Origin of the sequence: Kitasatospora sp. NPDC058048, assembly GCF_042885555.1 — a bacterium.
Classification (GTDB): Bacteria; Actinomycetota; Actinomycetes; order Streptomycetales; family Streptomycetaceae; genus Kitasatospora; species Kitasatospora lactacystinica.
Genome location: NZ_JBHVRT010000006.1, coordinates 80,253 through 106,718, shown reverse-complemented (window position 1 = coordinate 106,718; position 26,466 = coordinate 80,253). Strand labels below are relative to the sequence as shown.

20 protein-coding genes are annotated in these 26,466 nt (G+C 74.8%); 6 read left to right on the top strand and 14 right to left on the bottom strand.

Translation table 11 applies throughout. The annotated features are described in order from the left end of the window. The first annotated feature begins 125 nt into the window (after positions 1 to 125). The gene (locus ACFVVA_RS08505) at positions 126 to 2,501 is read left to right on the top strand and encodes an ATP-binding cassette domain-containing protein (protein WP_387687053.1); all 2,376 of its coding nucleotides are present in this window, start codon (positions 126 to 128) and stop codon (positions 2,499 to 2,501) included. 51 nt (positions 2,502 to 2,552) lie between these two features. On the opposite strand, the gene ACFVVA_RS08500 is transcribed toward ACFVVA_RS08505, so the two are convergent. The 5 genes from ACFVVA_RS08500 to ACFVVA_RS08480 all read right to left on the bottom strand — a co-directional run bounded on the left by ACFVVA_RS08500 (position 2,553) and on the right by ACFVVA_RS08480 (position 8,100). Further along, positions 2,553 to 3,086 (bottom strand): GNAT family N-acetyltransferase, encoded by a 534-nt coding sequence (locus ACFVVA_RS08500; protein WP_359915054.1) that lies wholly within the window; start codon positions 3,084 to 3,086, stop codon positions 2,553 to 2,555. A gap of 111 nt (positions 3,087 to 3,197) precedes the next feature. Beyond that, positions 3,198 to 5,066: an endonuclease/exonuclease/phosphatase family protein gene (locus tag ACFVVA_RS08495; RefSeq protein WP_380352924.1), complete on the bottom strand. Its 1,869-nt coding sequence runs from the start codon at positions 5,064 to 5,066 to the stop codon at positions 3,198 to 3,200. Positions 5,067 to 5,291: 225 nt separating this feature from the next. Beyond that, entirely contained in the window at positions 5,292 to 6,245 is a 954-nt protein-coding gene (locus ACFVVA_RS08490) for a Gfo/Idh/MocA family oxidoreductase (RefSeq protein ID WP_359911225.1), read from the bottom strand. Between the two features lie 161 nt (positions 6,246 to 6,406). Continuing rightward, complete coding sequence (locus ACFVVA_RS08485; RefSeq protein ID WP_387687049.1) at positions 6,407 to 7,117, bottom strand: hypothetical protein; 711 nt, start codon at positions 7,115 to 7,117, stop codon at positions 6,407 to 6,409. A 167-nt stretch (positions 7,118 to 7,284) separates the two neighbouring features. After that, positions 7,285 to 8,100, bottom strand: a complete 816-nt coding sequence (locus tag ACFVVA_RS08480) for a sugar phosphate isomerase/epimerase family protein (RefSeq protein ID WP_387687046.1) — start codon at positions 8,098 to 8,100, stop codon at positions 7,285 to 7,287. Positions 8,101 to 8,208: 108 nt separating this feature from the next. Here ACFVVA_RS08480 and ACFVVA_RS08475 point away from each other — a divergent pair, with 108 nt between their 5' ends. The 3 genes from ACFVVA_RS08475 to ACFVVA_RS08465 all read left to right on the top strand — a co-directional run bounded on the left by ACFVVA_RS08475 (position 8,209) and on the right by ACFVVA_RS08465 (position 11,875). Continuing rightward, positions 8,209 to 9,423, top strand: coding sequence for an ROK family protein (locus ACFVVA_RS08475; protein ID WP_359911216.1), 1,215 nt, complete (start codon positions 8,209 to 8,211; stop codon positions 9,421 to 9,423). 82 nt (positions 9,424 to 9,505) lie between these two features. After that, entirely contained in the window at positions 9,506 to 10,534 is a 1,029-nt protein-coding gene (locus ACFVVA_RS08470) for a hydroxyacid dehydrogenase (RefSeq protein ID WP_387687042.1), read from the top strand. Between the two features lie 3 nt (positions 10,535 to 10,537). Continuing rightward, a complete protein-coding gene (locus ACFVVA_RS08465) occupies positions 10,538 to 11,875 on the top strand; it encodes a sulfatase (protein ID WP_387687039.1) in 1,338 nt (445 codons plus the stop codon). Between the two features lie 61 nt (positions 11,876 to 11,936). On the opposite strand, the gene ACFVVA_RS08460 is transcribed toward ACFVVA_RS08465, so the two are convergent. The 7 genes from ACFVVA_RS08460 to ACFVVA_RS08430 all read right to left on the bottom strand — a co-directional run bounded on the left by ACFVVA_RS08460 (position 11,937) and on the right by ACFVVA_RS08430 (position 21,760). Continuing rightward, positions 11,937 to 13,934, bottom strand: a complete 1,998-nt coding sequence (locus ACFVVA_RS08460) for a hypothetical protein (RefSeq protein WP_387687036.1) — start codon at positions 13,932 to 13,934, stop codon at positions 11,937 to 11,939. Between the two features lie 26 nt (positions 13,935 to 13,960). Next, positions 13,961 to 15,805, bottom strand: a complete 1,845-nt coding sequence (locus ACFVVA_RS08455) for a dipeptide ABC transporter ATP-binding protein (RefSeq protein ID WP_387687034.1) — start codon at positions 15,803 to 15,805, stop codon at positions 13,961 to 13,963. A 14-nt stretch (positions 15,806 to 15,819) separates the two neighbouring features. Then, positions 15,820 to 16,671, bottom strand: a complete 852-nt coding sequence (locus tag ACFVVA_RS08450; RefSeq protein WP_387687032.1) for an ABC transporter permease — start codon at positions 16,669 to 16,671, stop codon at positions 15,820 to 15,822. Beyond that, complete coding sequence (locus ACFVVA_RS08445) at positions 16,668 to 17,627, bottom strand: ABC transporter permease (RefSeq protein WP_387687030.1); 960 nt, start codon at positions 17,625 to 17,627, stop codon at positions 16,668 to 16,670. The genes ACFVVA_RS08450 and ACFVVA_RS08445 overlap by 4 nt, the downstream gene beginning before the upstream one ends. An 87-nt stretch (positions 17,628 to 17,714) precedes the next feature. Then, positions 17,715 to 19,277, bottom strand: a complete 1,563-nt coding sequence (locus tag ACFVVA_RS08440; protein ID WP_387687028.1) for an ABC transporter substrate-binding protein — start codon at positions 19,275 to 19,277, stop codon at positions 17,715 to 17,717. Positions 19,278 to 19,326: 49 nt separating this feature from the next. Beyond that, a complete protein-coding gene (locus tag ACFVVA_RS08435; RefSeq protein ID WP_387687026.1) occupies positions 19,327 to 20,124 on the bottom strand; it encodes a heparin lyase I family protein in 798 nt (265 codons plus the stop codon). A 67-nt stretch (positions 20,125 to 20,191) separates the two neighbouring features. Next, positions 20,192 to 21,760, bottom strand: coding sequence for a DUF3604 domain-containing protein (locus ACFVVA_RS08430; RefSeq protein WP_387687023.1), 1,569 nt, complete (start codon positions 21,758 to 21,760; stop codon positions 20,192 to 20,194). A 266-nt stretch (positions 21,761 to 22,026) separates the two neighbouring features. Between ACFVVA_RS08430 and ACFVVA_RS08425 the strand changes: the two genes are divergently transcribed. Further along, positions 22,027 to 23,043 carry a hypothetical protein gene (locus ACFVVA_RS08425; protein ID WP_387687021.1) on the top strand — a complete coding sequence of 339 codons (1,017 nt, stop codon included), beginning with the start codon at positions 22,027 to 22,029 and terminating at the stop codon, positions 23,041 to 23,043. A gap of 73 nt (positions 23,044 to 23,116) precedes the next feature. Here ACFVVA_RS08425 and ACFVVA_RS08420 read toward each other — a convergent pair whose 3' ends face one another. Together ACFVVA_RS08420 and ACFVVA_RS08415 are read right to left on the bottom strand one after the other, a co-directional pair. Then, on the bottom strand, positions 23,117 to 23,659 hold the full coding sequence (locus tag ACFVVA_RS08420) for a TetR/AcrR family transcriptional regulator (RefSeq protein ID WP_387687019.1): 543 nt from the start codon (positions 23,657 to 23,659) through the stop codon (positions 23,117 to 23,119). A 279-nt stretch (positions 23,660 to 23,938) separates the two neighbouring features. Beyond that, positions 23,939 to 24,850, bottom strand: coding sequence for a LysR substrate-binding domain-containing protein (locus tag ACFVVA_RS08415; protein WP_387687017.1), 912 nt, complete (start codon positions 24,848 to 24,850; stop codon positions 23,939 to 23,941). Positions 24,851 to 25,042: 192 nt separating this feature from the next. On the opposite strand from ACFVVA_RS08415, the gene ACFVVA_RS08410 reads away from it, so the two are divergent. After that, the gene (locus ACFVVA_RS08410) at positions 25,043 to 26,422 is read left to right on the top strand and encodes a TolB family protein (protein WP_387687014.1); all 1,380 of its coding nucleotides are present in this window, start codon (positions 25,043 to 25,045) and stop codon (positions 26,420 to 26,422) included. The last annotated feature ends 44 nt before the right edge of the window (positions 26,423 to 26,466 follow it).

Below are 26,466 nucleotides of genomic sequence, written 5' to 3'. Positions count from 1 at the left end.
CCGTTCGGTCCCGGCCGGATCGATGGTTGGATCGAACGGTTCGAGCACACCGACGGCGGCCGCGGGGCGGGCCCGCCCAGCAGGCCCCTCCACAGACCGCCGAGAGCCAGGGAGCGAAGAGAACGATGACCGAGCGGACGGACGCGCAGCCGCACCTCGCCGACAGCCATGACCTGATCCGCGTGCACGGCGCGCGGGAGAACAACCTCAAGGACGTCAGCGTCGACATCCCCAAGCGCCGGCTGACGGTGTTCACCGGGGTGTCCGGCTCCGGCAAGAGTTCGCTGGTCTTCGACACCGTCGCCGCCGAGTCCCAGCGGCTGATCAACGAGACGTACAGCGCCTTCGTCCAGGGCTTCATGCCCACCCTGGCCCGCCCCGAGGTGGACGTCCTCGAAGGCCTGACCACCGCGATCATCGTCGACCAGCAGCGGATGGGCGCCGACCCGCGCTCCACCGTCGGCACCGCCACCGACGCCAACGCGATGCTGCGCATCCTCTTCAGCCGGCTCGGCACCCCGCACATCGGCTCCCCCAAGGCCTTCTCCTTCAACGTGCCCTCGATCAGCGGCGCCGGCGCCGTCACCGTCGAGCGCGCCGGCAGGACGGTCAAGGAGCAGCGCAGTTTCAGCATCACCGGCGGCATGTGCCCGCGCTGCGAGGGCCGCGGCACCGTCTCGGACATCGACCTCACCCAGCTGTACGACGACGGCAAGTCGATCTCCGAGGGCGCGTTCACCATCCCCGGCTGGAAGACCGACAGCTGGTGGACGGTCGGCGTCTACGCCAACTCGGGCTTCCTCGACCCGGACAAGCCGATCCGCGAGTTCACCGAGCAGGAGATGCGGGACTTCCTGTACCGGGAGCCGACCAAGGTCAAGGTCAACGGCGTCAACCTCACCTACGAGGGCCTGATCCCCAAGATCCAGAAGTCGATGCTGTCCAAGGACAAGGACGCGCTGCAGCCGCACATCCGGGCCTTCGTGGAGCGGGCCGTCACCTTCACCTCCTGCCCCGACTGCGAGGGCACCCGGCTCAGCGCGGCCGCCCGCTCCTCCCGGATCGCCGGGATCAGCATCGCCGACGCCTGCGCGATGCAGATCAGCGACCTCGCCGCCTGGGTCCGCGACCTCGACGAGCCCTCGGTGGCGCCGCTGCTCGGCACGCTCCGGCAGGCCCTGGACTCCTTCGTGGAGATCGGCCTCGGCTACCTCTCGCTCGACCGCCCCTCCGGCACCCTCTCCGGCGGCGAGGCCCAACGGGTCAAGATGATCCGCCACCTCGGCTCCTCGCTCACCGACACCACCTATGTCTTCGACGAGCCCACCACCGGCCTGCACCCGCACGACATCGACCGGATGAACCGGCTGCTGCTGCGCCTGCGGGACAAGGGCAACACGGTGCTGGTGGTGGAGCACAAGCCGCAGACCATCGCGATCGCCGACCACGTGGTCGACCTCGGCCCCGGGGCGGGCACGGCCGGCGGCACGGTCTGCTACGAGGGCGACGTGCCGGGGCTGCGCACCAGTGGCACGGTGACCGGCCGTCACCTGTCCGACCGGACGGCGCTGCGGGAGGACGTCCGCAAGCCCACCGGGAAGCTGGAGATCCGCGGCGCGGGCACCCACAACCTACGGGACGTGGACGTGGACGTCCCGCTCGGGGTGCTCACGGTGGTGACCGGGGTGGCGGGCTCCGGCAAGAGCTCGCTGATCCACGGCTCGATCCCGCGCGAGGAGGGCGTGGTCTCCGTCGACCAGGGGGCGATCAAGGGCTCCCGGCGCAGCAACCCGGCCACCTACACCGGTCTGCTCGAACCGGTCCGCAAGGCCTTCGCCAAGGCCAACGGCGTGAAGCCGGCCCTGTTCAGCGCCAACTCCGAGGGCGCCTGCCCGACCTGCAACGGCGCCGGGGTGGTCTTCACCGACCTGGCGATGATGGCCGGGGTGGCCACCACCTGCGAGGACTGCGAGGGCAAGCGGTACCAGCCGGCGGTGCTGGAGTACCGCCTGGGCGGGCGGGACATCGCCGAGGTGCTGGCGATGTCGGTGACGGAGGCGGAGGAGTTCTTCGGCTCGGGCGAGGCGAAGCTCCCGGCCGCGCACCGCGTCCTGGAGCGGCTCGCCGACGTCGGGCTCGGCTACGTCAGCCTGGGCCAGCCGCTCACCACGCTGTCCGGCGGCGAGCGGCAGCGGCTCAAGCTGGCCACGCACATGGCGGACAAGGGCGGCGTCTACGTGCTGGACGAGCCGACCACCGGGCTGCACCTGGCCGATGTCGAGCAGTTGCTCGGGCTGCTGGACCGGCTGGTCGAGTCCGGCAAGTCGGTGATCGTGATCGAGCACCACCCGGCGGTGATGGCGCACGCCGACTGGATCATCGACCTCGGTCCGGGGGCCGGCCACGACGGCGGGCGGGTGGTCTTCGAGGGCACCCCGGCCGACCTGGTCGCCGCCCGCTCCACATTGACCGGCGAGGCGCTGGCCCAGTACCTGGGCTGAGCCGTACCTGGGCACCCGGGCACCTGGGCCGAGCCGCGCCCGGGCCGGGCCCTACCGGGGCCGATCCGCTCCCGCCCGGTCGAGCGGGAGCGCCATCTCCAGGATCCGCGCCGAGGCGTCCAGCACGTACGGCGTCTCCTGTCCCGTGTAGGCGAACCCGCGCCGCAGGTAGAAGGCGGCGGCGCGGGGGTTCGCCTCGTGCACCCCGAGCAGCATCCGCCCGGCGCCCCGGACCCGCGCCCAGGCGAGCACCGCGTCCAGCAGGGCATCGGCGACGCCGCGGCCCCGGCCGCGGTGCGCCGGGTCCACCCAGACGCCGATCAGGTCGAGCGCGCCGGGTTGGCTCCGGTTCGGGACGGACAGCATGGTGGCGACCCACTCCCCCGCGGCGTCCACCGCGACCAGGCCGAGGCGGTCGGGCTCGTTGACCCAGCCGCACCGGGCCATCCACTCGCCCTCGCCGTGGCGGCTCGCGTCCTCGTGGGTCTCGCCGAAGGCCAGGGGCGTGTCGAGGAGTTGGGCCAGCCGCACCTTCCGCAGGCGCTGCCAGTCCGCGCGCCCGATCCGCTCGATCCGGTAGTCCATGGTCTCCCCGTCGCACGACACTGCCTCCGCCGCCGGTGATCACCGGCGGCGGAGGCAGGATAGCCGTGCCGGGGCCCCCGGATTCCCGAGGCCCTACGGCTCCGTGCGGCCCTACGGCTTGATGCGGACCACCTGCGGGTCGTGGTCGCTGGCCTGCTGGGCGAACTCGGCGTTGATGTGCACCACGTCGTACTTGGCGTAGCCGACCTCGGGGCTGACCAGGATGTGGTCCAGCACCTGCGAGTTGCCCTGGTAGACGTACGAGTACTGCTCGGTCTCCGGCAGCTCGTTCACCAGGTCGCGCAGCACGCCGTCCTTGGTGAGCGCGCCGAGCGCGGGCGAGAACTGGTAGTCGTTGAAGTCGCCGAGGGAGACGACCTTGGCCTCCTTGTCGGCGGCCAGCAGCTGGGCGACGAAGGCCTGCTCCACGGTGGCCTGCTTGATCCGCTGCACCTCGGAGCTGCGGACCGGCTGCTGGAAGCGGCTGTCGATGCCCTGGTCGCCGCCCTTGCTGTTGAAGTGGTTGGCGATGACGAAGACCTTCTTGCCGCGGAAGGAGAACTGGCCGACCAGCGGCTTGCGGCTGTTGGTCCAGGCCTCGTCGTTCGGCTCGATCCGGCCGGGCGAGGCGGTCAGCGCGGTGCTCGCGCCGGTGCCGGTCACGCCGACGGCGGAGGTGGCGGCGCCGCCGGGGATGTCGGTGAAGGACACCCGCTGGGGGTTGAACAGGAACACCTGGCGGATGTTGCCGCCGGGCTCGCCGCCGTCCTTGCCGTCCTGCGGGTCGACCGAGCGCCAGTCGTAGGCCGGGCCGCCGGCCGCCTTGATCGCGGCGATGAACTTGGCCACGGTCTGGCTCGCGTCCACCGTGCCGTCGTTCTTGGCGCCGTTGTTGTCCTGGATCTCCTCCAGGGCGACGATGTCGGGCGAGCGCAGGTTGGTGACGACGCCCTGGGCCAGCTCGGCGAACTTGGCGTCCGGGTTGCCCGGGGCCAGGTTCTCCACGTTGTAGGTGGCGAGGGTGAGCTCGCGGTCGGTCGCCTGGGCGGTGACCTCGCGCTGCAGGTGGTTGTCCTTCAGCGTGCCCATGGTGCCGGCGACCAGGGTGTAGCCGCCGAAGTTGTTGTAGTCCAGCGGGCCGGTGGTGGTGCCGGTCAGCTCGTCGCCGACGTTGGCGACCGGGAAGGGCTGCTGGGTGACCGCGGCCTGCTGCTGGATCATCAGGCGGCCGACGTTGGGCTCGCGGTAGGACTCGTACAGGACGCCGCCGCGCTTGCTGCGCTGGTCCTGGCGGTCGGCGGCGACCCACAGCTCGTTGTACTTGTCGGTCGCCTGGATCACCCGGACGTCCTTGACCTGGACGAGCATGCCCTCCAGGGACTCGTAGAAGTCCAGGGTGTACTTCTCCGGGTTGAGCGCCACGCCGTCGACGGAGCCGTCCGCACCGGCCGGCGGGGCGTAGGTGCCGGGGATGTTGCGGGTGTCGACGACCACCGGGGCGGGCAGCGGGTTGCCGGCCGACAGGACGGTGACGCCCGGGGCGGAGATCTCGGTGAGGGACTGCGAGCCGCCGCTGAAGTTCGGGTAGTACTCGGTGACCTTGCCGCTGACCAGCACCGAGTCGCCGACCTTCACGGTCGGGTTGCCGCCGGTGAAGACGAAGACGCCCTCGCTGGTGGCCGGGTCGGCGTCCGGGTTCGGGTCCTGGAGCCAGAAGCCCTTGGAACTGCCGTACGCGCGCACGCCGGTGACGATGCCGGGCACGCCGGTGACGGGCTTGCCGGCCTGCGGGGATATCCGGGTGCCGCCCTGGATGTCGTGGATCCGCAGCGGGCCGACCTCGGTCGGGGCGGGGGTCGCGGGCGCGGCGGCGTTGGCCACCGGCAGCGGGACGAGCACCAGCGAGGCGGCCAGCGAGGCCGGGATCAGGGCGGCGCGCAGCAGGGCTCTGCGGGGACGGGGTGCGGGGGCGGTGGTCACCGGGGCTGGACTCCTAGCTCCGTCGTGCGGCACTGGCGTGGCACGGCGGTCCGGGCGGAGGCGCGCTTCGAGCGCGCGCTACTCGCGTAGAGAAGAAGCGGGGGACGGACACCCACCCCCCGCGGCGCCCCTCAAGATACGCGCGTAGAAAATGCCCCGACAAGACCCTGCCGGTGAACTGTCGGTTCCCCGGAGATGACTTGACACCAGGTCAGCCCAGGATCCTCACAGCCCGCTCCCAGCCGACTCCCAGGAAGCCCCGATCCGCTCCACGACCAGCTCGCACAGCTCGTGGGTGCGCAGCGCGTCATGGGCGTCCAGGGTGTGCCCGGCGCGGACGGCCGCCAGGAAGGCCAGCACGCACTGCTCGATGCCGCGCTGACGGGCCACCGGCACCCAGTCGCCGCGGCGGCGGACGGTCGGCTGGCCGCGGTGGTCGACCACCTCGGCCAGGTTGCGCACCTCGCGCTTGGAGTCGCCGCCGGAGACCTCCAGCACCTCCTCGGTGGAGCCGGAGACCCGGTTCATGATGCCCAGGGCGGTGAAGCCGTCGCCGGCCAGGGTGAGGACGACGTGCTCGACCAGGCCGTCGCGGACCCGCGAGCGGACGTCCACGTGCTCGATCTCGCCGGGGGCCAGGAAGCGCAGGGTGTCCACCACGTGGATGAAGTCGTCGAACACCAGCGGGCGTGCCGCCTCGGCCAGGCCCTCGCGGTTCTTCTGCAGCACGATCAGATCGCGCGGGCGCTCCTTGGCCTGGACGTAGCCGGGCGCGTGGCGGCGGTTGAACCCGACCATCAGCGAGCGGCCGGTGCGGTCGGCGAGGTCGACCAGCCGGCGGGCGCCGTCCAGGGTCTGGTCGAGCGGCTTGTCGACGTAGACGTCCACCCCGGCGGTGAGCAGCTGCTCCACGATCGGCACGTGCTGACTGGTCGCGGCGTGCACGAACGCCGCCCGGATCCCGCTGCCGATCAGGGCGCCGAGGTCGGTGAAGCGGTGCTCGGGGGCGATCCGGTGGGCCTCGCCGATCCTGTCCAGCTTCGCCGCGTCCCGGGTCATCAGCCGGACGTCCAGCCCGGGCAGCGCGGTGAGCACCGGCAGATACGCCTTCTGCGCGATGTCACCGAGCCCGATCACCCCGACCGGGAGAAGGCCGTCGGAAACAGGGGTCGAATTCATCGGATTCTCCACGGGTACGGCGACACATCGGCCCCACCCTATGCACCGGCTCCCCCGCGCCACCAACCCGCCGCCGGCACCCCCGGGGCGGCCGGGGCGGATGGCGTCGGATCAGGGCGCGGAGTCGGGGTGCGCGCCTCGCGGGGCGGGGCCCCGCGCGCTCACGCGTGGGCGCTGATCTCACCGCCGGCGGAGAGCACGATGGAGATGCCGTTGGCGTCGACGCCGACGTCGTGCTGGTCCGTCTCCAGCGTGCCGTACACGGCGTTGTCGTTGCCGAGGATCTCCGCGCGGTACCGGAGCTCGCCGAGCTTGGTGACCTTGGCCGTCCAGCCGCCCGCCAGCTTGAAGGTGCCCGGTCCCTGGTGGCTCCCGCCCATCCAGGAGTGGATCCGGCCGTCCAGCGAGAGCATGACGAACATGCCGTTGGCGTCGAGTCCGTCGTCGTGCTCCTTCGTCTCCATGGTGGCGAGGACCTGACCCTTGTTGAGGATCCTGGCGACGTAGTGCATGTTGCCGAGGTCCTTGATCTCGGCCGTGCTGCCGTCCACCAGGGTCTCGGTGCGGACGCCCGGGGCCGTCTTGGGCGGCGCTCCCGGCGTCGTCGCGGCGCGCCCGGTGGGGGCGGCGGTCGGGGCGGTGGCCCCGTGCGTGGCGGGCGTGCCGGACGCGGCGGGCGTCGTGGCCGGTGCCGTGGCGGCGGGGGTGGTGGCCGGTGCGGTGGCGGCGGGCGGGGCGGTGGTCGCTGCGGCCGAGCCCTGGGTGTCCGTGGGAGAGCAGGCCGTCGCGGCAGGAACCAGCAGGGCCGCGGCCAGGACGGTTCCGGCGAGCGTACGGGTGGCGGTCGCGCGGCGGATCGTCGAGAGGGGCATGCGGGTTCTCCTGAGCGCAGTACGGGTGAGGAGCAGCCGGTGCGGGTCGTCCCTCCTGTGTGGGCCGGAGGGCGGGCGCCGGGTGCAATTCGAAACTAGTGCGAACAGTCGACGGAATGGAGCATTCCGTGTCACCGAACGGCAACGCCCGGACTGCTTCGTACCGATCACGCCCCGTCAGGTACGGCTCCCTGCCCCGGCACTCCTTCGACCGCTGCCGTGAGGAAGGCCGCGCCGGACGCGAGCAGCGGGGGCAGCGGGGCGGCCGCCGGGTGCCAGGGCGCCTCGTACTCCCAGCAGACCCAGGCGCCGGGCGGCAGCAGGCGCAGGCAGTCGGTGATCGGCAGGACGCCGGCGCCCAGCGGGAGCGGGGTGCGGTCGTGCGGGCCGGCGATGTCCTTGACCTGCACGTGGCCGGGGTACGGGGCGAGCGCGGCCCGGGTCTCGGCGGGCGTCTCGCCCGCGAGATGGGTGTGCATCAGGTCCCACAGGGCGCCCACGGCCGGGTGGGCGACGCGGGCCAGCAGCCCGGCCACCGCCCGTCCGCCCCGGTGGGAGTCGTGGGTCTCGACGAGCACCCGGACACCCAGTGCCCGGGCCTCCTGCGCGACCGCCGCGAGCCGCCGGGCGCCCCGGTCGTCGGCCTCGGCCCGCGGACCGTCGCCGCCGCGCGGGAAGACCCGCACGGCGCCCGCGCCCAGGTCGGCGGCGAGCCGCAGGTGGGAGCGGAGCGCGTCGGTCACCGGGGTGTCCGGTCCGGGGGCGGCGACGCCGACGTAGGAGGCGAGCGCGAGGGGCGTGAGGCCGTGCGCGCGGAGGGTGCGGGCGGCGGCGCGGCGCTCCCCGGGGGTCATCGCCGGGTGGACGGACTCGCCCTCGGCGCAGCGCAGTTCGAGCCCGTCCCAGCCGTGGTCGGCGCCGAGCCGGGCGGCCTCGGCCAGCGGGAGCCCGGGGACGCCGAGCGTGGAGTAGGCGAGCGGCATGGCGGCTCCATGGCTTGTCGGGCGGCTCCGGACGGCCGGGCCAAGGATATATTCAAGCTGAGACAAAGTCCTGACCGCCCGGGCCCGACCCGGGCCGAGGAGCCCGCGATGCCCCCGAGCCGTACCCCCGCCACCGCCACGACGCAGACCGTCGCCCAGGTGAACCAGACCGTCCTGCTGGAGGTGCTGCGGCGGCACGGCACGCTGTCCCGGCAGCAACTGGCCGCCGAGAGCGGGCTGAGCACCGCGACCGTGCACCGGCTGGTCGAGGTGCTGCGCGCCGAGGGGCTGGTGGAGGTGGAGACGGAACGGGCGCCGTCCAGCGGGGGCCGGCCGCCGCAGCTGATCCGGTACAACGCCCGCGCGCAGACCGTGCTGGCGATCGCGATGCGCCCGCGCCGGATCGTCGGCGTGGTGGCCGCCCTGGACGGCACGGTGCTGCACGAGGCCGAGCACCACTGGGCGTTCCCCGGCCCGGACCGGCCGCGGGAGATCGCGGCCGGCGACCTGACCGGCCCCCTGCTCGCGCTGGTGGACGGCCTGCGGGACTGGGCCGGGCGGCACGCGGGGGCGCCGCGCGCCCTCGTCGTGGGCGTGCCCGGGGTGGTCCGGGACCGCACCGGGCTGGTGGAGTTCGCGCCCGCCCTGGACTGGCCCGGGCTGCGGCTGGGTGTGCTGCTCCAGGAGCGCTACGGCGTCCCGGTGGCGGTCGAGAGCAACGTCAACCTGGTCGCGCTGGCGGTGCGGCAGTCGCCGGCCGCGTCCGGCGTGGGCGACCTGGCGGCCGTCGTGGTGGGCATCGAGGTCGGCGCCGGGATCGTGCTGGACGGCCGGCTGCACCGCGGCCGGCTGGGCGCGGCCGGGGCACTGGGCCATCTGATGTCCGGCCACGCGGCGCTGGACCGGCCGCTCGGACGGACCGGCGACACCCAGGCGAGGATCGGCGACCACGCGGTGGACCGGCGGATCACCGAGGCCGGCCTGACGGTGTCCGGCACCCCGGCGGAGCGGGTGGCGGGCCTGTTCCGGCTGGGCCGCGAGGGCGATCCGGCGGCGGTCCGGCTGATCGGCGAACTCACCGACGACCTGGCGCTGGTGGTGGCCAACCTGAGCGCGGTGCTGGCCCCGGAGCTGATCGCCCTGGGCGGGCGGCTGTTCTGGGAGAGCGGGGGCGAGCTCCCGGCGGCGATCGAGAGCCGGCTGCAGGGGCGGGTGCCGGTGCTGCCGCGCCTGGTGGTCGTGCACAGCACCACCACCGAGCTGGTCGGCGCGGCCTCGGCGGCGGTGCGGCTCGCGGACGGGGCGACCTTCATCACCCGCTGAGGCCCGCGGGCCACGCGTGACGGGCTACGAGCTACGGGCGCGACGAAACCCCCACTATTTCTCACTGTGATAGAAACTCCTTGTGCGTCAGCGACCCGAGGAGAACCGGATGCCCACCGCCGCCTTCGCGATGGACCCGGAGCGCTTCCCCGACGTGTACGGGCCCCGGGCGCGCGCCCGGGTCGCCGCCCGGGCCGAGGTGCTGGCCGACCCGGCCTCGCCCGACGGGGTGTGGAGCGCCGAACGGCTGGCCGCCGAACCGCACGCGCTGCGCGACGTCGAGGTGCTGTTCACCGGCTGGGGCGGCCCCGTCCTGGACGCCGCCGCCCTGGCCCGGCTCCCCCGCCTGCGACTGGTGCTCTACGCCGCCGGCTCGGTGCGCCGGATCGCCGGCGAGGCGTTCTGGGCGGCGGGCATCCCGATCGTCACCGCCGCGCACGCCAACGCCGTCCCGGTCGCCGAGTTCACCGTGGCCCAGATCGTCTACGCCCTCAAGGGCGGCTGGCGCCACGTCCTCGCCGCCCGGGCCGCCCGCGCCGCCGTCCCGGCCGCCCGCACCCCGGGCGGGTACGGCTCCACCGTCGGCGTCCTGTCGCTCGGCGCGACCGGGCGGCTGGTCTGCGAGATGCTGCGCGGCTACGACGTCGAGGTCCTCGCGCACGATCCGTACGCCCCGGCGCCGCCGCCCGGGGTCCGGGCCGTCGGCCCGGAGGAACTCTTCGCCACCGCCGACGTGGTGAGCGTGCACACCCCGCTGCTGCCCGGGACCCGCGGCCTGGTCGGCCGGCGGCTGCTGACCTCGATGAAGCCCGGCGCCACCCTGGTCAACACCTCGCGCGGAGCCGTCCTGGACGAGCCCGCGCTGCTGGCCGTCCTCGCCGAACGCCCGGACCTCTTCGCCGTGCTGGACGTCACCGACCCCGAGCCACCGCTGCCCGGCTCCCCGCTGTTCACCCTGCCCAACGTCGTCGTCACCCCGCACCTGGCGGGCAGCCGCGGGCTGGAGCGCCGCCGCCTCGGCGATCTGGTCGTCGAGGAGTTCGAGCGCTGGCTGCGCGGAGCGCCGCTGCGCCGGGCGCTGGACCCGCACACCTACGAACGGATGGCCTGACCAGTGCCCGACCCCCTGGACCGGAGCAGCCCGGACGTGGTGCTGATCCTGACCGACCAGCAGACCGCCGACGCGATGAGCGCCGCCGGGAACCCGTACCTGCGTACCCCCGCGATGGACGCGCTGGCCGCTGCCGGCACCCGCTACCCCAACGCCTACTGCGCCCAGCCGCTCTGCACCCCCTCCCGGGCCAGTCTGATGACCGGCCGCCTGCCCAGCGCGGTCGGCGTGACCGGCAACACCGGCGGCCCCGAGGACCCGCTGCTCGGACGGCTGTTCACCGAGGCCGGGTACGACTGCGGCTACGGCGGCAAGTGGCACCTGCCCGAGCTCGACCTGCCCGCGGACCGGGGCTTTCGCCGGATCCACCCGGCGGGCGGGGACGACGCCGGACTCGCCCGCGCGGCCGCGGAGTTCGTCCGCGCCCCGCGCGAGCGGCCGTTCCTGCTGGTCGCCTCCTTCCTGGAGCCGCACGGCATCTGCGAGTGGGCCCGCGGCCAGGACCCGCGCACCGGTCCGCTCCCGCCCGCGCCGCCCGTCCCGCGACTCCCGCCGCTGCCCGCCAACTTCCCGGTCGGGCCGTACGATCCGGCGCTGCCCCGGCTGGCCCGGCTGGCCCAGCCGCACACCCACCCGACCGCCGAGTGGCGGGAGGACGACTGGCGCCGCTACCGGCACGCCTACTACGCCCTGGTGGAGCGGGTGGACCGGCACATCGGACTGCTGCTGGAGGCCGTGGCGGAGCGCGGCACGGACCGCGGGACCGTGGTGGTGTTCAGCTCCGACCACGGCGACGGCGCGGGCGCCCACCGCTGGAACCAGAAGTGGGCCCTGTACGAGGAGTGCGTGCGGGTGCCCCTGGTGGTCTCCGCGCCCGGGGTGGCCGCCGGCGCCGTCGACGAACGGCTGGTCGCGGCCGGGCTGGACCTCATCCCGACGCTCTGCGACCTGGCCGGCATCGAGGGGCCCGACGGGCTGCCCGGCCGCAGCGTCCGCGCCTCGCGGCCGCACGACAGTGTGGTGGTCGAGACCCGCTGGGAGATCCCCGGCTTCAACAACGCCCTGGGCCGGATGGTTCGCGCCGGGCGGCACAAGTACGTGTGCTACGCCTGGGGCGACCACCGGGAGCAGCTCTTCGACCTCGCGGCCGACCCCGGCGAACTGGTCAACCTCGCGGTCGACGCCCGGCACGCGGCACTGCTCGACCGCTTCCGGGCCCTGCTGTCCGAGCACTGCGCGGAGGTCGCCGACCCGTTCACGCGCTTCGTCCCGCGGGCCGCCGGGGAGCCGCACGCCACCGGGAAGTCGCAGGCCACCGGGAAGCCGCACGCCGCGCACTGACGCGAAGGGGCCGGCCCACCCGGGCCGGCCCACCCCCCGCCGTTTACGGCTCCCCCGCCGTCTACGGCCGGACGGCGATCAGTTCGCGCCCGCGCAGCGTGTAGAGCACCCCGTCCTCGTCCGCGGCCAGCCGGGCGCCGCTGTACCACTCGGCGTCCAGCTCGACCAGCACGGTCGCGGCCAGGGTGTCGCGGTCCAGCCGGAACAGGGTGCGCTCGCTGACCCCGTACAGGGCCCCGCCGAGGGCCAGCAACCGCGGGTTGGCGCCGGACACCGCCCCCAGCTCGGCGCGCCGCCCGATCACGGGGGTGAACCCGCGCCTCCCGGAGCCCCGCAGGTCGACGGTGAACGCCCGGCCGTTCACGGTGAGCCCGTACAGGGTGTGCCCGTGCACGGCCAGGCTGCTGACGCCCGCGCCCAGGTCGGTCGCGGTGCGCCACAGTTCGCGGCCGGCCACCGGGTCCCAGCCGGCCAGGTCGCCGCGCGGGCCGGTGGGCCGGGCGTTGTCGCCCCCGAGGAAGGCCTGTCCGCGCCCGGCGGCCACGGCGCGCACCATCTGCTCCGGGCCCAGCGGGTCGGTGTGCACGGTGGGCCGGCCGCTGCCCGGGCGGTAGGTGACGAAGGAGCCGCCGCCGGTGGTGTCGGCCTGGACGCCGAGCAGCAGCAGGCCGCTGTCGGGGTCCCGGCGGATCACCTGGGGCCGGTTCTGCTCCTGGGGCAGCGCCGCCTCCTCGACCGGCACCCGGTCGACGCCCGGCCGGTAGCGCCAGATGCCCTGCGAGGAGTAGACGCCGAGGTAGAGGGTGCCGTCGTCGAGGACCAGGGTGTCCTTGGCCTCGCCCGGAACCGGGAGCTTGCGGACGGTGCCGGCGGCCAGGTCGTGCAGGGCGATCGAGCCGTTGCCGCCGACGTACACCCGCCCGGCGCGGGCCGCCACCGACATGCCGAGCTGGGGGGCCGCGGGCGCGCCGGCCTCGACCAGGTCCCGGGTGGTGACGGTCCCGGTGCCGAGGTCCAGGGTCCAGACGGTGCCGCCCTCGGTGACGCCCGCCAGGGTGTCGCCGAGCCGTCCGAGGCCCCAGGAGTTGCCGTCCGGTACGGGCACCGCGAGCTGGTCGAGGGCGCCGGTGGCGAGGTCGTGGCGCCACAGCACGCCGTGCTCGGTGGAGGTGAACCAGAGGGTGTCCCCGCGGCGCTGGAAGTTGGTGACGCTCTTGGTGCCGGGGACGGCGAAGGAGCGCAGCACCCGGTGGCCGGCCGGGTCGAGGAGCGCGACGTGGGCGGGCGCGCCCTCGGTGGAGACGGCCAGCAGGTCGTCGCCGAGGACGGTGATCCGGCGGATGATCGTGTCGCCGCGCAGGTCGGGCGGGGTGATGTCGGTGACGGCGCCGGTGGCCCGCTCGACGGCGTACAGGCTCGCCCGGGTCGCTCCGCCGCCGCCTGCGAGGTTGCTGCCGACGCCGAGGTAGGCGTGGGTCGCGGTGGCCGCCACGGCGCGGCCCTGGGTGGCACCCGGCGCCGGGGAGGCGACCTCGGTGACGGCGCCGGTGGCCGGGCTCCAGGCGTAGAGGCCGGGACCGGCGGCCCGGCCCTTCTGCCGTCCGGTCGCGTAGACCGTCCCGTCCGGTGCGACGGCCACGTCGCGGACGTCGGCGCCGGGGACGTTGCCGAGCGCGGTCAGTGTGCCGTCGTAGCGGTAGAGGTTGGCCGCGCCCGGGGCGTCGGTGACTCCGAGGTGGAGCACGCCGTCCCGGGCGGCCGAGCCCTGGACGAAGTTGCCGGTGGGCAGCTCGACGGTGGCGGTGACCCGGCCGGTCGGCAGGTGGTGGCCGATCACCCGGGCCGGGGCGAGGTTGCGCGATCCGATCCACAGGGTGTCGCCGATCAGCGTCGCGCTCATCAGTGGGAAGTCGCTGTTCCCGGGGCCGAGTTCGGTCACGTCCGGTCCGTTCGACGGCCGGCCCGTCGGCGCGGCGGCGGCACCGGTGGCCGGTCCGAGCACCGAGAGCGCGGCCACCGCACCGGTGCCGAGCAGGAGTTGGCGACGCGAAGGGGGCACGGCAGGCATGGGGCTCCAGAGTCCGGTCATGGGCGGGGCAGGCCGGGGGCGCCGGCGGCGGCCAGCAGCTCCCGGGTGTACGGGTGGGCGGGGGCGGCGAACAGCTCGGCGGCGGGGGCCCGTTCGACGACCCGGCCGTGCCGCAGCACCAGCACGTCGTCGCACAGGTGCCGGACCAGCGCGAGGTCGTGCGAGATGAACACCAGCCCGACGCCGTGGTGTTCGCGCAGTTCGGCGAAGAGGTTGAGGATCTGCGCCTGGACCGAGACGTCCAGCGCGGAGGTCGGCTCGTCGGCGACCAGCACCTGCGGGCCGACGGACAGGGCCCGCGCGATCGCGACCCGCTGGCGCTGGCCTCCGGAGAGCCGGTGCGGCCGGGCGTCCAGCACCGCCTCCGGCAGGCCGACCAGCTCGCACAGCCCGCGCGGGTCGCGGTCCCGCAGCCCGTGGGCGGCCGGCGGTTCGGCCAGCGCCTCGCGCACCGTCATCCGGGGGCTGAGCGAGGCGTACGGGTCCTGGAAGACCAGCTGCACCCGGCGGCGCAGCTCGCGTTCCTCGGCGCGGTCGGCCTCGGCCCAGGACCGGCCGTCCACCCGCACCGTCCCGGCCTGCGGGCGCACCAGCCCGAGCAGCGCGCGGGCCAGGGTGGACTTCCCGGAGCCGGACTCGCCGATCACCCCGACCGCCCGGCCGGGCGCGGCGCTCAGGCTCACGCCCTCCAGGGCTGGCGGTCGGCGGCGGCCGTAGCGGACGGTGAGCCCGTCGGCGACCAGGACGGGCTCGGCGGACCGCTCCGACCGCCGCGGCCCGCTGTTCCGACGTTCCGTCACCACGGCTTGGGGCACCGGGAGATGGCAGGCGAAGCCGGAGTCGGCCGCGCCGGTCCACTGCGGCGCCGAGGCCGTGCAGCGGTCGTCGGCGGCCGCGCAGCGCGGGGCGAAGGCGCAGCCGTCCGGTGCCCGGCCGGCCGCCGGCGGGCGTCCGCCGATGACGGCGAGCGGTGCACCGGGCGGACCGTCCAGCCGGGGCACGCCGGCCAGCAGCCCGGCGGTGTACCGGTGCCGGGGCGCGGCCAGCAGGTGCGCGGTGGAAGCCCGTTCGACGATCCGTCCGGCGTACATCACCTGGACGGTGTCGCAGCTGCGGGCCACCACGCCGAGGTCGTGGGTGATCAGCAGGACGGCCGTGCCGGTCTCGTCACGAAGCCGGACCAGCAGGTCCAGGATCTCCACCCGGGTGCTCGGGTCGAGCGCCGTGGTCGGCTCGTCGGCGATCAGCAGGTCCGGGCGGTTGGCCATCGCCATGGCGATCAGCACGCGCTGGCGCATGCCGCCGGAGAACTCGTGCGGCCGGTCGCGGTAGCGGCGCGCGGGCTCGGCGATGCCGACCAGGTCGAGGAGTTCGAGCGCCCGGTCGCGGGCGGCCCGGCGGCTCGCGCCGTGCACCAGCGCCGCCTCGGCGAGCTGGCGGCCGACCGGCATCCGGGGGTTGAGGTGGGCCAGCGGGTCCTGGAAGACCATGCCGATGCGTCGGCCGCGCACCGCGCGCACGGCGGGTTCGGGCAGGGCGAGCAGGTCGGTGCCGTCGAACCGGACGGTGCCGCCGGTGGTGCGGCAGCCCGGCGGCAGCATCCGGTTGACGGCCAGCGCGGTGAGGGTCTTGCCCGAGCCGGACTCACCGACCAGGCCGAGGATCTCGCCCGGCCGCACGGTGAAGTCCACCCCGCGCACCGCCTCGCCGCCGCCCGCCGTGACGCGCAGGCCGCGCACCTCCAGCAGCGGCCGGCCCGGCACCGCGGCGGCGGTCGGGGCCCGGTCGGTCCCGGTCGTGGCCACCACACCGGTCGTGGTCACCGCATCGGTCGTGGTCACCGGATCAGTCGTGGTCAACGCAGTCTCTCCCGGTTGAACGAGTCGGCGAGCAGGGTCAGGCCGAACACCAGCAGGCCGAGCAGGAGGACCGGCGCCAGGGCGTAACCCGGGTGGAGGAAGAGGTACTTGGAGCCCGTGTTGATCATCGTGCCGAGCGAGGGGGCGGGCGGCTGGATGCCGAGGCCCAGCACGCTCAGTCCGCCCTCGGTCTTGACGGCGTGCGCCATCGCCACGGCCAGCAGCGCGGTGGTGGCGTCGACGACGTTCGGCAGCACGTGGCGGCGCAGGATCCGGCCGCGCGGCACGCCGAGCACCCGGGCCGCCACCACGTGGTCGCGGGCCAACTGGGCGAGCAGGGCGGCCCGTGCCTGGCGTCCGAAGGAGGGCAGCGCGCTGAGCACGATGGTGGCCACCACGGTGCCGGTTCCGGGGCGCACCAGCAGGGCGAGCGCGAGTCCGAGCAGGACTCCGTGCAGGCCGAGCAGCAGGTCGAACAGCCGCTGGACGGCCTCGCCCAGCAGCCGGTTCAGCCCGCCGAGCAGTCCCAGCGCGGTGCCGAGCACGGCGGCCGCCGGGACGGCCAGCAGGCAGACCAGCAGCTCGGTGCGAATCCCGGCCAGCGCGCGGGCGAGCAGGTCGCGCCCGACCTCGTCGGTGCCCAGCAGATGGGCCGCCGACGGCCCGGCCAGGGCGTCCGGGCCCTGCCGGTAGGGGTCCGCGGCCAGCAGCGGGCCGAGCAGCCCCAGCAGCACCACCAGGAGGACGAGCAGCGCGCCGGTGCGGCCGCGCCGGGTGCGCAGCGCGGCCGGGAGCGCGGGCGGGGCGAGCCGCCAGCGGCGCACTGCGGGGGTGGTCGTGGCGGTCACCGGTCCTCCCCGGTGCCGGCGCGGGCGATCCGCGGGTCGAGCCGGCCGACCAGCAGCTCCGAGCCGAGCTGGACGAGCACGGCGACGGCGACGGCGAGCATGATCAGGGTCTGGGCGACCGGGTAGTCCCGCTGGTTGATGGCGTCCAGCAGCAGCTGGCCGAGGCCGTGCCGGGCGAAGAGCTGTTCGGCGACCACCGCGCCGCCGAGCAGCTCGCCCAGGTGCAGGCCGAACTCGACGAAGAACGGCGCCAGGCTGTTGGGCAGCACATGGCGGGCCAGGACCCGCCGGGGCGAGGCCCCCTTGGCGACGGCGGTCAGCACGAACTCCTCCTGGCGGGTGCGGCGCAGCTCGGTGGCGAGCAGCCGGGCCAGCACCGCCGAGCCCGGCAGCGCGAGCGCCACCGCGGGCAGCGCGAGGTACTGGACGGCGAGGTCCGGCGCGGCGAACAGGTCCCGCTCGCCGCCGGCGGGCAGCAGGCGCAGCAGCACCGCGAAGACGAAGACGAACAGCACGGCGGTGACGTACACGGGCAGTGCCAGCAGGGCGGTGGCCACCGGGTCGAGCACCCGGGCGAGCCGGCCGCGCCGCTCGGAGGCCAGGGCGACGCCCAGCAGCAGGCCGAGGACCAGCATCAGCAGGCCGGCGGCGAGGGCGAGCTGAACGGTGCTGCCGACGCTCTGGCCGATCAGCCGGGTGACCGGTTCCCGGTAGTGGAAGGAGCTGCCGGGGTCGCCGGTGAGCAGCCCGTGCAGCCAGCCCAGGTACTGAACGGGCATCGGCCGGTCCACGCCGAGGCTGTCGGCGAGCCGGTCGCGCTGCTCCTGGTCGGCCTCGGCGCCGAGCGCGGCGGACACCGGGTCGCCGGGGGCGAGGCGGAGCAGCAGGAAGACGGCGACGGAGGCGAGCCAGAGCGTGGCCAGCGCGCCGGCCGCCTTTCTGGTCCAGTAGGGCACGGGGGTACTCCGGGTGGTCGGGCGGGCGGGGGCCGCCGTCCCAGGACGGTGGGGGTCGCCCTGGGACGGCGGTCGCGTTGCGGCGCGTCAGGCGGTGCGGCGGGTGTCGTCGAGCCGCAGGTAGCCGAGCGCGCTGGTGGCCACGCCGTGGACCGAGGAGGCGAAGGCGTAGGTCTCCCAGGCGTGCGCGAGGGTGATGTGGAAGGACTCGGCGAGCAGGTACTCGGACAGTTCGTGGTTGACGTCGGCCCGGGCCCGCTCGTCGGCGGCGGCGAAGGCGCGGGACTGGAGTTCGGCGTAGGCGGGGTCGGTGACGTGCGAGGTGTTCCGGCCGACCTGGAGCGGGCCGGAGACGGTGATCCCGCTCAGCGGGGAGACGCTGACCATGCCGTGGTTGGCGATGAACAGTCCCTCCAGCGTGCCCTGTTGGATCTTCGGCTGGAGTGCGGCGTTGTCGAGCAGCTGGACGTCGACGCCGAAGCCGGCCTGCTCCAGGTCGTACTTGACCAGTTCCACGAGGGAGGCGAACACCGGCGAGTTGGCGGCGGTGAGCGGCACCCGTGCGCCCTCGGCGCCGGCCTCCCGGAGCAGCCCGCGGGCCTTCTCCGGGTCGTGCGGGTAGCGGGTGACCTGGTCGGGGGTGACGCCGGGGGTGTTGGACGGCCAGGGCAGGCTGCTCGCCTCGGCGTGGCCGCCGTACACCTGGGCGACGATGCGCTCGCGGTCCACCGCGTACTGCAGGGCCTGGCGCACCCGGCGGTCGTCGAAGGGCCCGCTGGTGGTGTTCACGCCGAGGAACGCCTGCTGGTAGGAGGACTTGGCGGACTGCACGGCGAAGCCCGGGTTCCCGCCCAGTACCTTGAGGTCGCGTCCGGGCACCGCGCCGATCAGGTGGGACTGCCCCGACTGGAGGGCGGACAGCGCGGCCTGGCTGCTGGTCACCGACCGGACGGTGATCCGCTCGAAGCGGGGCCGCCCGCTCTGCCAGTAGTGGTCGTAGCGGGCCAGGTCGAGCTGGTTGCCGCCCTTGAACGACTGCCAGGTGAAGGGCCCGGTGCCGTTGACCTTCTCGGCGGCCTTGCCGTCGACGTAACTGCGGGCGTCCACCACGGGGTTGAAGGCGAGCGCGTCGAACAGGTTGCTGGTGGGCCTGGCGAGGGTGAGCGTGACCTCGTTGCGGGCGCTCGCCCTGATGTCGGCGAGCCGTTCCAGCAGCGGCTTGACCTGGGAGGACTTGGCGGCGCCGGTGAGCGAGAAGACGACGTCGTCCGGGTCGAGCGGGCGGCCGTCGTGGAAGGTGACGTCCTCGCGCAGCTTGAGCACCAGCCGGGTGCGGTCGGCGCTCCACTCCCAGGAGGTGGCGAGCCAGGGCACGGGCTGCAGCGTCTGCGGGTCGAGGTCGACCAGCCGGTCCAGCACCAGGTTGACGAACACCGGGGTGTCCGGGCCGCGGTGGAGCAGCTGGGTGGGGTCGGGGGCGGCGCCGTAGACGATCTGGAGGTCCGGCGCGGAGGCGGTGGCGGAGGCCGCGGCCCCGCCGGCGGCGTCCTCGGTGGCCGAGCGGCAGCCCGCCGCCAGCAGGGCCGCTCCGGCGCTCAGGCCGAGGAAGCCTCTTCGGGGCAGGCCGCGGTGACGGGCTGCGTCGCTCATGGTGGTGCTACCTCTTCGGTTCTCGGGGTCCGGGGTCCGTGCGCGCGGGTCAGTACCTGGTCACGACGACGCTGTCGCTCCAGGCCACCACGTCGGGGCCGCCGGTCGGGTAGGGGATGTTCTTGGCCGGGTTCCAGTTGGCCCGGTAGATGCCGGTCTTGAAGTACGGCGACTGGTTCTGGTGGTAGTTGTTGAGGCCGCTGTACGCGCCGACCTGCGCGCCGTCCCGGAACACGGTGACGGCGCCGGGGGTGGTGTCGGTGGACCAGGTGATGTCGAAGGCCCACTGGTTCCAGTGGCCGAACTGCACGTCGCCGAGCGGGATCACCGCCTCCTGGACGGTGCTGGGGTCGGACAGCCAGTGCACCTTGAGCCGCCAGCTGCCGTCCTTGACGGTCAGGGCGATCGGCGGCTTGGTGTCGCTGCCGTCCGCGAGCGGGTAGCCGTGCCACTGGGCGACGATCGTCTCGGTGGGGGTCCGCACCCAGTCGGCGGGCAGGTAGTCGGCGAGGGCGAAGCGGTAGCTGCCCCAGCCGAGGGAGTTGACGGCGACCTCGGAGCGGTAGGAGACGCCGTCGTTCGGCACGGCGAAGCGGGCCGCCCGGCCGCTGCCGCCGGCGGGGGCGCCGGCCACGGTGATGCTGCCGTTGCCGTCGACGCGCTGGCGGGTCCAGGCGGAGACGGTGCCGGATTCGAAGTCGTCGGCGAAGACGTCGGTACCGGACACCAGGGCGGGAGCGGTGGGAGCGGCAGGGGCGGGGACGGCGGCGTGGGCCGGGGCGGCGGCGGTCACGGCCAGGGCGGCGGTGAGCACGGCGCCGGCGAGGCGGCCGGGGAGGCGGGACATGGTTCTTCTCCTTCTGGAGGTTCGGGGCTGATCGACCGGGGGCGCGGCCGGCTGACGGGGGATGGCGTCAGCCGGCCCGCCGACAGGAGTCGGCCGGTCCCACCCAGGTCGGGCTGGACCAGGCCCACTGGTCGTTCAGCTGCCGGACCCGCACGTGGTAGAAGTCCCCGTCGCCGCCGGGGCGTTCGTCGGTCAGCTCGAATTCGGCGGTCGTCTCCCGGTCGGGCACGGCCCGGTCGAAGCGGTAGGCGCCGGAGACGAACCCGCCGGTGAATCCGGTCCGCGCGCCGGCGAGGAGTTCGCCGACGGCGTGGGCGCTCTCCACGCCGTTGACGACGGCGACCAGCCGGGTGCGCGTGTCGCCCTCGATCCGCAGCGAGAAGCCCTGGGTGCTGTCGGTGGCGGTGTTGGGGTTGCCGTCGGTGACCGTCCGCAGCCGGAGCTCGCCCGGCCCGGTGCGCTCCCACCAGGACGGCCGGTAGGTGTCCGGCTCGGCCTCGGCCGGCGCGACGGTCTCCGGGCCGCGCAACCGGGGCTGGACGTCCAGCAGCCGCCCGCCCTCGATCCGCAGCACGACGTCCCAGTGCACGGGTTCGCCGCGCCGGCCCCAGCCGACGGCGAAGCCCAGGGTGCCGGAGAAGGCGTCCGATCCGCCGGCGCCAGCGAGGAGTTCGGGCCGGCTGACCCGGTGGACGGGTACGCCGTTGCGGAGCAGTTCCACGTGGTCGAGCGCGTCCAGGCCCTGGACGGTGACGTGGATCCGGCGCCGGTCGGCGGTGGCGGCCTCGGCGCCCATCGGGGCGCCGTTGACGGAGGTGGCGAGCAGGATGCGGTCGCCGGTGATCGCGTACGTGCGGCGCTGCTGGACGGCGTTCCAGATGCCGTCCCGGGTCAGTTCCGGGGCCCAGACCGCCACCCGGCCGTGCCCGTGGCTGCCGGGGAAGGCGCTGTGGTGGTCGGTGGAGCCGATCAGCCCGAAGCGGTGGCCCAGGCGCAGGCCGTGGACGGCCGTGGCGGCGCCGGCGCGCGGGCCCATGGTGTGCAGGTAGCCGCGCGGCGCCTCGTCGGACTCGGCGCAGCCGTGCATCGACATCATCTCCACCACCGGGGCGAACTCCTCGGTGTAGGAGGCCCAGTCGATGCCGCGGCGGGCCGGCCCGTAGCCGATGTGGTGCGGCAGCGCCCAGGTGCGCACGCCCTGGGCGGCGAGCACCCGCAGCCGGGCGCGCAGTTCGTCCAGGTCCGCCGCCCGGATGATCTCGCCGCGCGGGCCGTCGAAGTACACGCAGTGGTCGCCGTGGGCGAGGCTGTGCCACTCGAAGGACTGGAAGGTGACGAAGCGGCCGTCCTCGTGGGCGGCGGCGGTGACGTCCTGGACGTGGTCCCAGAGCCGGGCCAGCCGGGCGAAGCCCTCGGTGTGGTAGTCGACCAGGCTCGCCAGTTCGGGGGTGCGCTCGGGCAGGTCGGGCCACCAGCCGTGGCCGGTGACGCTGGCGAAGTCGAGTTGGAGCCGGGCGTTGGCGTAGGCGTCCTCGATGCTCCCGTGGCCGTAGCTGATGCCGCAGTGGTTGTGGAGGTCGCCGACGTACAGGCCCAGGCCGGCGTAGCCGGGTGCGTCGGTGCTGGGGGCGGTCATCGGGGCGGGGCTTCCTCGGGTCCTGGTCGGCCATGTTTGATCGACTCTGAGAAGAAGGTAGCCGCGATCTCCGGGGGACGGTCAAGGCTCGGCCGTTCGGTGTCGTGCGATCGCCATCGGGCGAAACATCGTCTTCATAGAAGACCTGCTGGTGAAGCTGGCCACCTCGCTGGTCAGCCGGTCCACGACGACCCACCGCGCCCGGCCCGGACTTTTGATCGATCTGATAGAAACTTCGCGACACCCCTCAGCTGAAGGACGGATCCATGCCGCACCCCGCCCTGCCCGCCGCGCCCGACCTCGGCGCCTCCCACCTCGTCCGCGCCCCCGAGCGCCCCGAACCCGGCTACTGGGCCGGCTGCCCGGGCGTCCGGTACGAGCCGGACCTCGACCGCTTCCTGCTCACCTACCGCGAGCGCCGCCCGCGCGGCGCGACGCACGGGCCCGACCGGGGCTGGCGCTGCGCCGTCGCCGAGAGCACCGACGGCATCGCCTTCCGCGACCTGTGGTCCGTCCGGCGCGACGAACTGGACTCCCCCTCGATGGAACGCCTCGCCCTGCTGCCCCGCGACGGCGGCTACCTGCTCCACCTCAGCCACGTCGACCCGGCCGACAACCGCTGGCGCGTCGACGCCCTGCGCGCCGACGCCCCCGAGTCCTTCGACCTCGCCACCCGCACCCCCGTCCTCACCGCCGCGACCACCGGCACCGAGGGCGTCAAGGACCCGTACCTGCTCGAAACCGACGCCGGCGTCCACCTGTTCGCCACCGTCTCCCGCGCCCGGCCGTTCACCCCCGAGGAGCAGGACCGCGCCCACGCCGACGCCGACATCCACACCACCGGCCTCACCGTCCAGCCCACCGCGCTCGCGGTGTCCCCGGACGGGCTGCGCTTCACCGCCCCGCCGGGCCGCGCCGCCGAGGCGCTGGACGTCGGCCCGGCCGGCGCCTGGGACGGCTACGAGTCCCGGATCACCACCGTCCTGCCCGACGGCCGGGGCGGCTGGCTCGCGCTCTACGACGGCTCGGCGGACGCCGCCGGCAACTACGAGGAGCGCTGCGGCCTGGCCGCCTCCACCGACCTGCGCGACTGGCACCGCCTCACCCCGGACGGCCCCTGGCTGGACATCCGGTACGCCGACCTCGTCCCGGCCCGCGGCCGCTGGTACCTCTACTACGAGCAGAGCCGGCCGGACGGCGCCCACGAGCTGCGGGTCGCCGTCCTGGACGAGTTCGCCGGAGTCCGCCCCGACGGCACCCCGGCGGCGCCGCACCACGCCTGAGCCCGGGGCGCGGCGGCCCGGACACCCGGGCCGCCGCGTCAGGCTTCGGGCTTCGGGCTTCAGGCTTCGGGCCTCAGACGGCCAGCAGGGCCTCGGCGATGCCGCGGGCCCGCCAGGCGGCCTCCGGGGTGCCCTCGCGCAGGGCGGTGACGATGGCGCCGTCCATCAGGAGGGCGAACTGCCGGGCGCGCTCCCCGGGCTCGGGGACGCCGGCGTCCCGCATCAGCCGCTCGACCAGGTCGATGACGCGGGTCTTGTGCAGGGCCGCCATCCGGCGGGCCGGGCTGGCCGGGTCGGCGATCTCGGTCATCGTGTTGATCGCGACGCAGCCGCGGAAGTCCTGGGTCGCGAACCGTTCGGCCAGCGCGTCGAAGACGTGCAGCGGGTGGCCGCCGTGGGCCGCGACCCGCTCGGAGAGCCACGCCCGCCACCGGACGTCGCGGCCCTCCAGGACCGCGGTCACCAGCTCCTCCTTGCCGGTGAAGTGCCGGTAGAAGGAGGCCCGGCCCACGCCGGACTCGGAGAGGATGCGCTCCACGCCGACCGCGCGGATGCCGTTCGCGTAGAAGAGGGTTTCGGCCGTGCTCAGCAGGCGCGCCCGTGCGTTGACTGCCACGGGGCCGATCCTATCCACTCTTGACGCCAAACGGTACCGGTCGGTACCGTCCTCCAGTCGGTACCGGTCGGTACCGTTTAGCGGGGGCGGTCCCGAGGGGGGCGCCGAACCTCGACCGCCCGCACGGACCAGCGGCTGCACGGCCGCCCGGGCCGGGACGCCACGCCGGAAGCACCACGGCGGGCCGCCCGACCCGGGACGCCGAGCAGCCGCGGGCGCCGAACGGCCGCAGGCGCCGAACCAGCCGCCCGACCCGCAGCCGCCCCGCGCACGGTCGGCTCACCCGCCCGCGGCGGCCGCCTGCGCGAGGGAGTCCAGCACCGGCCGGACCAGCGGATGCCCGTCGGCACCGGTCCGGACGGCGGCGAAGACCCGCCGGGTGGCGAGCTCGCTGTCCACCGGCCGCACCGCGACCTCGCGAAGGTCGACGCCGCGCAGCGCCGAGCGCGGGACCAGCGCCACCCCGAGGCCCGCCGCGGCGAGCGCCACCACGGCCCGGAAGTCGTCGGAGGAGTGCAGCAGCCGGGGCTGGAACCCGGCGTGCTCGCAGGCCAGCAGCACCACGTCGTGGCAGGGGTTGCCCGGGTACGGCCCGATCCACGGCTCGTCGGCCAGCGCGGCGACGGCCAGCGGGCCGGACTCGTCGGCCAGCCGGTGGCCGAGCGGCAGGACGGCCTCGAAGGGCTCGGCGTACAGCGGCACCCGGGTCAGCCGGGCGTCGTCGGCGCGCGGGGCGCCCCGGTACTCGACGGCCACCGCGAGGTCGGCCCGGCCGTCCAGCACCATCGGCAGGCTGGCGTCGCCCTCGGCGTCCAGCACCTTGAGCCGCACCCCGGGGGCGCGCTCGGCGAGCAGGCCGACGGCGGGGGCGAGCACCGAGGCGATGGCGGTCGCGAAGGAGGCGACGGTGACCTCCCCGGAGACGCCCGCGCTGTACGCGGCGAGGTCGGCCTCGGCGCGCTCCAGCTGGGCGAGCACCACGTCGGCGTGGCCGAGCAGGATCTCCCCGGCGGCGGTCAGCCGCACGCCCCGGCCCTCCCGGGCGAGCAGGTCGTGGCCGGTCTCCTGTTCCAGGGCGGCCAGCTGCTGGGAGACCGCGGAGGGGGTCAGGTAGAGGGCGGCCGCCGCGGCGGTCACGGTCCGGTGGTCCGCCACGGCCCGCAGGGTCCGCAGCCGTCGTGCGTCGATCACGGACCAATTCTGCCAGCGCGGCGCGCGTTACCCGGACGCGGCGGGTTTTCCGCCGGACCCACCGCCGGTGGCACATTTCCGGCCGAGATCGCCCCCGCCCGTTGACCGCCCGCCCCGGACGGCGTTTGGCTCGTGGCCGAACCGGGCCGCGGGGGTCGTGGGCCCGGCACCGTCATCCGGGGAGGACGATCGATGACCACCGCACGCACCCGCCGCTGGGCGGCCCGTACCGCCGCCGTCCTGGCGGCCGCCGCCGTGGCCGGCGCCGCGATGCCCGCCGCCGAGGCCAGGCCGCCCAAGGGCGACACCGCCCGCGTCAGCGAGGGCCCCGCGGGCGAGGGGCCCGACCGCGAGTCCTTCGCGCGCGGGCTGAGCGGCGACGGCCGCTACGCCCTGTTCTCGTCCTCCGCCTCCAACCTGCTGCCCGGCGGCCACGGCAGCTCGGGGGACGTCTACGTCCGGGATCTGCGCAACGGCCACCTCGAACGGATCGGCGTCGCCGCCGACGGCTCCGCGTTGAACGACGGCGCCGGCGACGCGGCGATCAGCGGCGACGGCCGGTACGTGGCGTTCACCACCCGCGCCACCAACGTGCTGCCCGGACAGCGGAAGCACGAGAACGACCTCTTCGTCCAGGACCGGTGGACCGGCCGCACCGAACTGGTCACGGCCGGCGACGGCACCTCCGGCGCGGGCGACGACCAGAGCATCCGCAGCGCCCACGACCCGGCCGTCAGCTGGGACGGGCGCTACGTGGCCTACTCCTCGGACCGCACCGACCTCGCACCGGGCGTGCACGGCGGCAAGTTCAACGTCTTCGTCACCGACCGCTGGACCCGCACCACCCGGGTGGTCAGCACCGGCGCGGACGGCACCCCCGCCGACAACAGCTCCTACCGCCCCACGATCAGCGCCGACGGCACCGTCGTCGGCTTCAGCTCACGGGCCGGCAACCTGCTCCCGCCCGACGGGGCGCAGCCCGCCGCCGGGACCGCCGTGTCGCCCCTCGCCTCCGGCACCCGCCCCTACCCGTCCTACGTGTGGGACGCCCGCACCGGGAGGACCACCGGTGCCAGCCTCGACGAGGCCGGGCAGCTCCAGGGCAGCGGCGCCGACGGGCGGATCAGCCCCTCCGGCCGCTACGCCGTCTACGCCCTCTTCCAGCCGGGCGGCCGGCCCGGCTCGCACGGCGTCCACAAGGACGTCTTCGTCCACGAGCTCGCCACCGGCAAGGTCACCAGGGTCAGCACCCCGCTTCCGGGCGGCACCGGCACCGACTCCTCCTTCGACGCCGAGATGACCCTGGACGACCGCTGGGTCTTCTTCGCCTCCGAGGCCGCCGACCTGGTGCCCGACGACACCAACGAACAGACCGACATCTTCCGCACCGACCTGTGGACCGGCCGGACCGACCGGGTCTCGCTCACCGCGGACGGCACTCAGAGCACCTCCGCGTCCTCCTTCCCGGCCGTCGACGCCTTCGGCACCACGCTGCTGTTCACCGCCGACGACGGCAACCTGGTGCCGGGCGACACCAACGGCTGCGCGGACGTCTTCCGCCGCCGACTGTAAGGACCCGACTCCCCTGCGGGATACGTCCGTTGGCGTATTTCCCG